This is a genomic window from Mesorhizobium sp. Cs1321R2N1 (genome assembly GCF_037179725.1).
Taxonomy (GTDB): Bacteria; Pseudomonadota; Alphaproteobacteria; order Rhizobiales; family Rhizobiaceae; genus Mesorhizobium; species Mesorhizobium salmacidum.
In genome coordinates this window covers 1-8,751 of record NZ_JAPYKP010000189.1, presented here as the reverse complement: position 1 = coordinate 8,751, position 8,751 = coordinate 1, and the positions used below count along the sequence as shown (strand labels likewise).

At 64.8% G+C, this 8,751-nt stretch carries 7 protein-coding genes and 1 pseudogene; all 8 read left to right on the top strand.

Annotation, left to right across the window (positions count from 1 at the left end):
* Positions 1-328, top strand: a pseudogene (locus O7A61_RS29180) (N-acetylglucosamine kinase); the annotation flags it as partial.
* A gap of 144 nt (positions 329-472) precedes the next feature.
* Positions 473-1,396 carry an N-acetylmuramic acid 6-phosphate etherase gene (gene murQ, locus O7A61_RS29175; RefSeq protein WP_337132707.1) on the top strand — a complete coding sequence of 308 codons (924 nt, stop codon included), beginning with the start codon at positions 473-475 and terminating at the stop codon, positions 1,394-1,396.
* Between the two features lie 169 nt (positions 1,397-1,565).
* Positions 1,566-3,077, top strand: coding sequence for an ABC transporter substrate-binding protein (locus tag O7A61_RS29170; RefSeq protein ID WP_337132706.1), 1,512 nt, complete (start codon positions 1,566-1,568; stop codon positions 3,075-3,077).
* Between the two features lie 37 nt (positions 3,078-3,114).
* The gene (locus tag O7A61_RS29165; RefSeq protein ID WP_337132705.1) at positions 3,115-4,074 is read left to right on the top strand and encodes an ABC transporter permease; all 960 of its coding nucleotides are present in this window, start codon (positions 3,115-3,117) and stop codon (positions 4,072-4,074) included.
* Positions 4,074-4,913, top strand: coding sequence for an ABC transporter permease (locus tag O7A61_RS29160; protein WP_337132704.1), 840 nt, complete (start codon positions 4,074-4,076; stop codon positions 4,911-4,913). Before O7A61_RS29165 ends, O7A61_RS29160 begins: the two co-directional genes overlap by 1 nt.
* On the top strand, positions 4,910-6,658 hold the full coding sequence (locus tag O7A61_RS29155; RefSeq protein WP_337132703.1) for an ABC transporter ATP-binding protein: 1,749 nt from the start codon (positions 4,910-4,912) through the stop codon (positions 6,656-6,658). The genes O7A61_RS29160 and O7A61_RS29155 overlap by 4 nt, the downstream gene beginning before the upstream one ends.
* Before the next feature lie 208 nt (positions 6,659-6,866).
* The gene (locus tag O7A61_RS29150) at positions 6,867-7,871 is read left to right on the top strand and encodes a serine hydrolase domain-containing protein (RefSeq protein ID WP_337132702.1); all 1,005 of its coding nucleotides are present in this window, start codon (positions 6,867-6,869) and stop codon (positions 7,869-7,871) included.
* 9 nt (positions 7,872-7,880) lie between these two features.
* Positions 7,881-8,751: anhydro-N-acetylmuramic acid kinase (locus O7A61_RS29145; protein ID WP_337132701.1), on the top strand; the 871-nt coding region annotated here is incomplete at its 3' end.

Below are 8,751 nucleotides of genomic sequence, written 5' to 3'. Positions count from 1 at the left end.
CTTCGCGGGCGACCCGATGGAGGCCGTCGCCTGGATGGACCGCGCCAGCGCCACGGACTATGCCGCACTTGCACCGATGGTGATGCGCCATGCCGACCAGGGCGATCCCGCCGGACGCCGCATCGTGCAAAGCGCGGCAGAACAGATCGACACGCTGGTGCGGGTGCTGTTCGAAAAAGGCGCGCCGCGCGTGACCTTGCTGGGTGGCCTCGCCAGCCCGCTCGAGCCCTGGCTTTCCCCCGATGTCCGGCGCCGCCTGAAACCCGCTGACGGCGACGCCGTGTCCGGAGCGATCATTCTTGCCAAGAGGTCGGTCTGCAAGGGATAGCTGGCAAGTGTAGGAATTAAATATTCCAAATCTCTGTTGACGATGTGAATATCAAATTCTAAAAAGTTAACAGGAGAAGCTGCGATGACCGGTTGCCCGTCGAGCCATGCCGGACTGCGCAGCAGAATTTTTGAAGGCATTGGGATGACTGAGCAACGGTTGATGTCTGAGCTGGACCGGCTGGTTTCCGAAGGCCGGAATCCAGGGACCGTCGACATTGACCTGATGCCGACCATCGACGTGCTGCGCAGGATCAATGACGAGGACAGGCTTGTCCCTGCGGCCGTCGAAAAGGTGCTGCCGGAAATCGCCGCCGCGGTGGACCGGATCGTGCTCGCCTTCCAGAAAGGCGCGCGGCTTGTCTATATCGGCGCCGGCACCAGCGGCAGGCTCGGGGTGCTCGACGCTTCGGAGTGCCCGCCCACGTTCGGCGTGCCCGAAGGCATGGTGGTCGGCCTGATCGCCGGTGGGTCCGATGCGCTGGTGCGCTCAACGGAAGGCGCCGAGGATGACCCGAAGATGGGCGCCAAGGCCTTGCAGGACATCACGCTCACACCTGACGACGTGGTGGTCGGCATCGCGGTCAGCGGGCGCACGCCCTATGTGATCGGCGGGCTGACCTATGCCAAGCAGATCGGCGCGACGACCGTCGCCCTGTCCTGCAATCCGGCATCGGCCATTGCCGGCATCGCCGAGATCGCCATCTCGCCGGTCGTCGGTCCCGAGGTGCTCACCGGCTCGACGCGGCTGAAATCGGGAACAGCACAGAAGCTGGTGCTCAACATGCTGACCACGGCTTCGATGATCCGCATCGGCAAGAGCTACCAGAACCTGATGGTCGACCTGAACCCGTCGAACAGGAAGCTGGTCGCCCGGGCGATCAGGATCGTCATGCAGACGACCGGCTGCACCGCGCGGCAGGCGCGGCGGGCGCTCGACCGGACCGGCAATGACGTCAAGCTGGCGATCCTGGTGACCATCACCGGCCTCGACGTCGAAGCGGCGCGAGCTGCTTTGGCCAAGGCCGGAGGGTTCCTGCGAAAGGCGATCAGCGACGAAGCGGCCTGAGGCCACTTTAGACAAGACGGCTGAAGCCGCTTTAGACAAGACGGCGTGAAGCCGCTTTAGACAAGACGGCGTCAAGCCGCATAGACTGGGCCGATACTCCAAAGCATGTGTGCCTTGGAAGCGGCCCGCGGACACTGCAAGGCATCGAGTTCAATAATGGGAGACGAGAATGGTTCATCTTACAGGAAGGCTGCTTTCGGGCATCACCCTTGCCGCGATGCTCGGCATTGCCACGGTTTCGGCGCAGGCGGCGACATTGCACATGGCCTGGTCGCAGGACGCCACCGGGCTTGACCCGCACAAGCAGACGGCGTTCTCGTCGCTGCGGCTTTTGGAGCTCATCTACGAGCCGCTGGTGCGGCTCGACGCCAGCCTGCAGATCATCCCCGCCATCGCCACCTCCTGGGAATTCTCGAAAGACGGCAAGGAGCTGACCTTCAAGCTCGATCCCAAGGCGAAATTCCAGGACGGCACGGCGGTGACCTCCGCCGACGTCAAGGCGTCGTTCGAGCGCATCCTCGACGAGAAGACGGGCGCCGCCGCCCGCGCCAACTTCCTGTCGATCGCCAGCATCGACACGCCTGATGCGGCGACCGTCGTGTTCCACCTCTCGCAGCCCGACGCGCCGATCCTGACGGCGATGAGCGACGTCAACGCGGCCATCGTTCCGGCTGCTGAAATCAAGGCCGGATCGATCGGCACCAAGGCGGTTGGTTCCGGCCCGTTCAAGCTCGACAAATGGGACCCCAACGCCAAGGAAGTCCTGAGCGCCAACAAGGACTGGGCCGGCGGCGCGACCGGCGTCGACGGCATCGAGATCAGCGTGCTGCCCGACGAGGCGGCGATCCTCGCCGCCATGCGCACCAAGCAGATCGATTTCGCCCTGCTCAACGACCCGCTCGTCGCCACGTTGGTGCCGAAAGAAGCCAACCTGCAATTGAACCGTGTACCGGTGCTTGCCTATAACGTGCTGCAGCTCAACCCATCGCGCAAGCCGATGACCGAGCTCAAGGTGCGCCAGGCGATCTCCTGCGCCATCGACCGGCAGGAGGTGCTGGACACCGCCGCGCTGGGCGAAGGCAAGGTCACCGGACCGCTGACCATCCCAGCGCTGGCGACCGATCCGAGCCAGTTGTTCTGCTACAAGCGCGATGTCGAAAAGGCCAAGAAGCTGATGGCCGAGGCCGGCTTTGCCGACGGCTTTTCGGCGACCGTGATCGGCGCCACCGGCGAGCCGCCGACGGCGGCGGCGGAAGCCCAGGTCATCCAGTCGCAGCTCGCCGAAATCGGCGTCAAGCTCGACATCAAGATGATGGAGCTCAATGTCTATGTCGACGCCTGGCTGAAGGGCGATTTCGACATGGCGATCGCACTCAATGGCGGCCGCGCCGACCCCTACACCGTGTACAACCGCTACTGGACCAAGGCCGGCAATCTGCAGAAGGTGGCGAACTACATCGACGATACTTTGGACAGCCAGATGCAGCAGGGCCGCGCCGAGACCGATCCGGCCAAACGCAAGGCGATCTTCGCCGCGTTCGAGAAGCACCTCGCCGAAATGTCGCCCTGGATCTGGCTCTACACCTCCTACAGCTACACGGCCCAGCAGAAGAACATCGCCGGCTTCGTCCCGACGCCGACCGGCACACTGTTCAGCCTGAGCAAGGTGACGATCCAATAGCGCCGGATTCGGCAACGGGACGAGAGGTTTTCCTGGCGTGAACTATCTCTTGCGACGGCTGGCGACGTTTCCTCTCGTCCTGCTTGGCGTATCCATCCTGGTCTTCGTCGCGATCAGGATGGTGCCTGGCGATTCGATCACGGCGATGCTGGGCACCGAGGCCGGCCTGCTGACGCCGGCACAACGGGATTCGCTCGCCGCCTATTTCGGCATCGACCAACCCTGGTTCGTTCAATACTGGCGCTGGATCGGCGGCATCCTGCACGGCAATTTCGGCATCTCCGTCACCTATGGCAGGCCGGCTCTCGACGTGATCCTCGAGCGTTTTCCGCTGACGCTGGAATTGGCAGTGCTGTCAATGAGCATCGCGCTTCTCGTCGGCATGCCGGCCGGCATCTATGCCGCCACGCACAACGAAAAACCGTCCGACCTTGGGGTGCGCATCGTCGCCATGATCGGCCAGTCGACGCCGAGTTTCGTGCTTGGCCTCTTGATCATCTACACGCTGTCGGCCGGCTTCGGCGTGCTGCCGGCGATGGGCGAATTCGCACCGCTCTGGCAGGATCCCTTGCGCAATCTCAGCCAGCTGATCCTGCCCGCCATCACGCTCGGCTTCGCCTTCGCGGCGTCGGTCACCCGCATCGCGCGCTCGGCGATGCTGGACGTGTTGAGCGACGATTATGTCCGCACGGCCCGCAGCAAGGGCGCTTCGGCGCGCAGTGTCATCTGGCGGCACGCTTTGCCCAATGCGCTGATCCCGGTGGTGACGCTTAGCGGCATAGAGTTCGGCTACCTCCTGGGCGGCGCCGTCATCGTCGAGCAAATCTATGCCCTGCCCGGCCTCGGACGCATGGTGCTCGATGCCATCCTGCAGCGCGACTACGCGCTGGTGCAGGGGAGCGTGCTGTTCATCGCCTTCAACTTCATGATCGTCAATCTCTTGGTCGACCTCGCCTATGTCGCGCTCGATCCGCGCATCCGGCTGGGGGAACAGTGATGCGAATCCTGCGTGCCATCTTCGGCCATGGCAGCGGCCGCGTCGGCGGCTTCATCGTGTGCGTCTATCTGCTGCTCGCCATCCTTGGCCTGCTGGGGTTGACGCCGCACAATCCGATCACGCAATACCGTATCGACCGGCTGCACGCGCCCGGCGCCGCCTACTGGATGGGCACCGACCTGTTCGGCCGCGACGTCGCCAGCCGCCTGATGGCGGGCATCGGCCAGTCCTTTACGGTCGCCTTCTTCTCCGTAGCCTTCGCGTCCCTTGCCGGAACGGTCCTGGGGCTGGCGGCCGCGTGGCTCGGGCGCCGCTGGGACGGCGTGGTGATGCGCATCATGGACGTGCTGCTGGCTTTCCCGGCGATCCTTCTGGCGCTGCTTATCGTCACCGTCGCCGGACCGGGCACATGGACCAGCGTGGTGGCCATCGGCATCGTCTACACGCCGATCTTCACGCGCGTGGTGCGCGGCCCCGCGCTGTCGCTCAAGACACGCGAATTCGTCGACGCCGCGCGCACCTTCGGCAGCAGTTCGAGCTATATCGTCACGCGGCATCTGCTGCTCAACCTCGTGGCGCCGTTGACCGTGCAGGTGACGCTGGCGCTCGCCTGGGCGCTGCTGACCGAAGCCGGCTTGAGCTTTCTCGGCCTTGGCACTCAACCGCCCGCCGCCTCGCTCGGCCTGATGCTGAGCGACAGTCGCAATTTGATGGAGACGGCACCCTGGCTGATGATCTTCCCGGGCCTGACGATCATGATCAGCATCCTCGGCTTCAACCTTTTGGGCGACGCCTTGCGCGACATCCTCGACCCGAGGATGCGGAGCGCGTTGGCATGACCCCGCTGCTGTCGGTCTCGGACCTGCGCGTCGGCTTCGGCCGCAATCCCAAGGCCAATGAGGTGGTGCGCGGTGTCAGCTTCGACCTCGCCGACGGCGAGACGCTGGCCATTGTCGGCGAAAGCGGCTCGGGCAAGTCGGTGACGGCGCTGTCGATCAACCGGCTCGTCGATTTCGGCGGCGGCCGCATCACCGGCGGTTCCATGAAGCTGAAGCGGGCTGATGGAATCGTCTTCGAGTTGGCAGCGGCGAGTGAACCGCAACTGACCGGCATTCGCGGTGCCGAGATCGGCATGATCTTCCAGGAACCGATGACCTCGCTCAACCCGGTGCTGACCATCGGCACCCAGATCGAGGAGTCATTCCGCCTGCATCGCGGGCTGACAGGCCGGCAAGCCACGGCGGCAGCCAGGGACGCGCTCGACCGCGTGCGCGTTCCAGATGCCGCGCGACGGCTGAAATACACACCCAACCAGTTGTCCGGCGGCATGCTGCAGCGGGTGATGATCGCCATTGCGCTCGCCTGCAATCCGCGTCTGCTGATCGCCGACGAACCGACGACGGCGCTCGATGTGACGGTGCAGGCGCAGATCATGGCGCTGCTGGCCGAGCTGAAGCGCGAAAGCGGCATGTCGATGATCTTCATCACCCACGATATCGGTCTGGTTGCCGGCATCGCCGACAAGGTGATGGTGATGCAGAACGGCCAGGCCGTGGAACAGGGCGAACTGAACCAGATTCTCGACAGGCCCCAACATCCCTACACGCAGCATCTGCTGCAGGACGTGCCGCATTTCGCCAGCGGCCGGGCGACACGCGTGGACGGACAGCGCGACAAGGCCGCGAACACGCAACCGGCCTTGAAGGTCGATGGGCTCGTCGTGCGGTTTCCCCTGAAGAGCAGTTTCTTCAGCCGTGCCACCGGCGCGGTGCATGCCGTCGACGGTGTCGATTTCGACCTGATGCAAGGCGAGACGCTGGCCATCGTCGGCGAGAGCGGCTCGGGCAAATCCACCACCGCCAAGGCGGTGCTGGGGCTGGTGCGATCGACGCGCGGCAGCTTCTCGGTCGCCAACCGAATGGCGTCGGCGGAGCGCGGCGCCAAACCCGTGCAGATGGTGTTCCAGAACCCCTACGCCTCGCTCAACCCGAGGCTGGCCATCGAAAGCATCCTGGGCGAACCGGTGATTGCCACCGGTGGGCGGGTGGATGCCCAAACCCGGGCCAGAATGGCCGGCCTGCTCGAACGCGTCGGCCTGCCCAAGAACAGCCTTGAGCGCTATCCGCACGAATTCTCCGGCGGCCAGCGGCAAAGACTGTGCATCGCCCGCGCGCTGATGCTCAACCCGTCCGTCGTGGTTCTCGACGAAGCGGTGTCGGCGCTCGATGTCTCGGTGCAGGCCAAAGTGCTGGAGCTGCTGCTCGACCTGCAGCGCGAATATGCGCTGGCCTATCTGTTCATCTCGCACGATATGGCCGTGGTCGAGCGGATCGCGCACCGCATCGCGGTCATCTATGCCGGCCAGATCGTCGAGATCGGCGACGCGCGGTCCGTGCTGTCGAAGCCGAGGCATTCCTATACGAAGAAGCTGATCGCCGCCGTTCCGACCATCGACCGGCGGCACGAGCATTTCGAGATCGACACGCGCCAGGTGCCGTCGCTGGTCAGGCCGCAGGGGTTTGAGCCGGCTCCGGCGAGATGGGAGCGGTTTGGAGGGGATCATATGGCGAGGGTGGAGGCTTAGAGATGTTTGCGGGACAGCGCCCCCCTCTGCCCTACCGGGCATCTCCCCCTCTAGGGGGGAGATTGCCAGCTCGTGCGCGGCGCCAGCCATCGGACGTTGGAGATTGGCGAAGGCCGATGCAACATCCGATCTCCCCCCTAGAGGGGGAGATGTCCGGCAGGACAGAGGGGGGCGCCGTAGAGAGCTACCTATCCGAAGGAGGCCGGCGTTGACCGACCTCACCCAGGTCTTCGATCGTGCATTCCAGCCACTCGCAACGGCAGTGACCGCCAAACGCATCCCCGGCGGCGTGCTCGGCGTCGTCGACAGGAATGGCGACCGCATCGTCCGCGCAATCGGCTCGGCGCAGCTCGTGCCGAAGCCGCGGCCGATGCGGGAAGACACCTGGTTCGACTTGGCGTCGCTGACCAAGGTGATCTTCACCACGCCGCGAATCCTGGCGCTGGCGCAGGACGGCATCATCGATCTCGACGCGCCGCTGATCTCGGTACTCCCCGACCTTCGCCAGTATGACGCCAACGCCTGGCAGCGGAAGGTGACCTTCCGCCAGTGCCTCGGCCACCAGACGCCCTTTCCCGCAGTCGAGCCGATCTACACCTATGGACGCGATCCCGAACTGCTGCGCGCCTTCATCCTGCAGCGTGAATGGCGGGCGCGCGACCCGGTTTATTCCGACATCAACTTCATCCTGCTCGGCTTTGCGCTGGAGCGGCTTTCGGGCAAGAGCATTCGCGCCATGGAGCCCGGCCCGGGCTTTGCCTGGTCCACGGAACCCGATGCCGCCGCGGCGACCGAGGATTGCACCTGGCGCCACCGCGTGCTGTCCGGCGAGGTGCACGACGACAATTGCTCGGCGTTGCAAGGGGCTGGGCACGCCGGCCTGTTCGGTATGGCCGCTTCGGTGCTCGATTTCGCCCAGGGATTGCTGGACGGAACCGGCGCATCCGAACAATCGATCGCGCTGATGCGCGAGCCCTTGTCGGCCACCCGCACCCATGGTTGGGAACGACCTTACGAAGGCTGGTCCGGCGGTGCGTTATGCAGTCCGGGAACGATCGGCCATACCGGCTTTACCGGCACGGGACTGTGGATAGACTTCGACAAGGGCAAGGCGTGGACCTTGCTCACCAACCGCATCCATCCGACACGTCATTTCGACAGCGGCATCGTCTCGCTGCGGCAGGCGGTCGGCGATCTCATCAACAGGGGCTAGGGATAGACCATGGAACCAATCTGGGCCGTCGGCCTGATGACCGGCACCGTGCTTGACGGCAACATCGATGTCGCCCTGATCAAGACCGATGGCGAGCGGATCGAGGATTTCGGCACCTACCGGCTGATGCCTTATCCCCCGTCGATCCGGTCCTTGCTGGAAGAGACGCTGACGGCGGCCAGGGCCTGGAATTTCACCGGGCCAGAACCGGGGATCTTCCGCAAAGCCGAGGAAGTCCTGACCCGCGCCCAGTCGGCAGCGGTGAAGGAACTCGTCGAAGGTTACGGCATGAGAATGGCCGATATCGGCGTCGTCGGCTTCCACGGCCAGACCGTGCTGCATCGCGCGCCGCAGGTCGGACGGCTCGGCCAGACCTGCCAGCTTGGCGATGGCGAGCTGATGCATTCGATATTGGGCACCAAGGTCGCCTATGACTTCCGTTCGGCCGACATGCGCGCCGGCGGGCAAGGCGCGCCCTTGGCGGCCGCTTATCACACCGCGCTGATGCGCAGTGCCGGCGCCAGTGGCGAGGTGGCCGTGCTCAATCTCGGCGGTGTCGCCAACATCACCTGGTGGGACGGCGCCGACAATGTCATCGCCTTCGACACCGGCCCCGCCAATGCGCCGCTCAACGATTTCATCAAGTCGAAAGGGCTCGGCGAAATGGACCGTGACGGCGCGCTGGGCCGCGCGGGCAAGGTGGACGAAGCCCGGCTCGCCAAGCTGTTGCAGCATCCCTATCTGACCAAGGCCTATCCGAAATCGCTCGACCGTTTCGACTTCGGCGCCGCCATGGCCGACGGCCTGAACGCCGAGGATGGCGCGGCCCTGCTCACCGCGTTTACCGCCGCCGCAGTCGGCAAGGCGCTCGACCTTCTGC

Coding starts and splice junctions, on each gene's coding strand:
- murQ (WP_337132707.1), top strand. CDS start 473: ATGACTGAGCAACGGTTGATGTCTGAGCTGGACCGGCTGGTTTCCGAA.
- O7A61_RS29170 (WP_337132706.1), top strand. CDS start 1,566: ATGGTTCATCTTACAGGAAGGCTGCTTTCGGGCATCACCCTTGCCGCG.
- O7A61_RS29160 (WP_337132704.1), top strand. CDS start 4,074: ATGCGAATCCTGCGTGCCATCTTCGGCCATGGCAGCGGCCGCGTCGGC.
- O7A61_RS29155 (WP_337132703.1), top strand. CDS start 4,910: ATGACCCCGCTGCTGTCGGTCTCGGACCTGCGCGTCGGCTTCGGCCGC.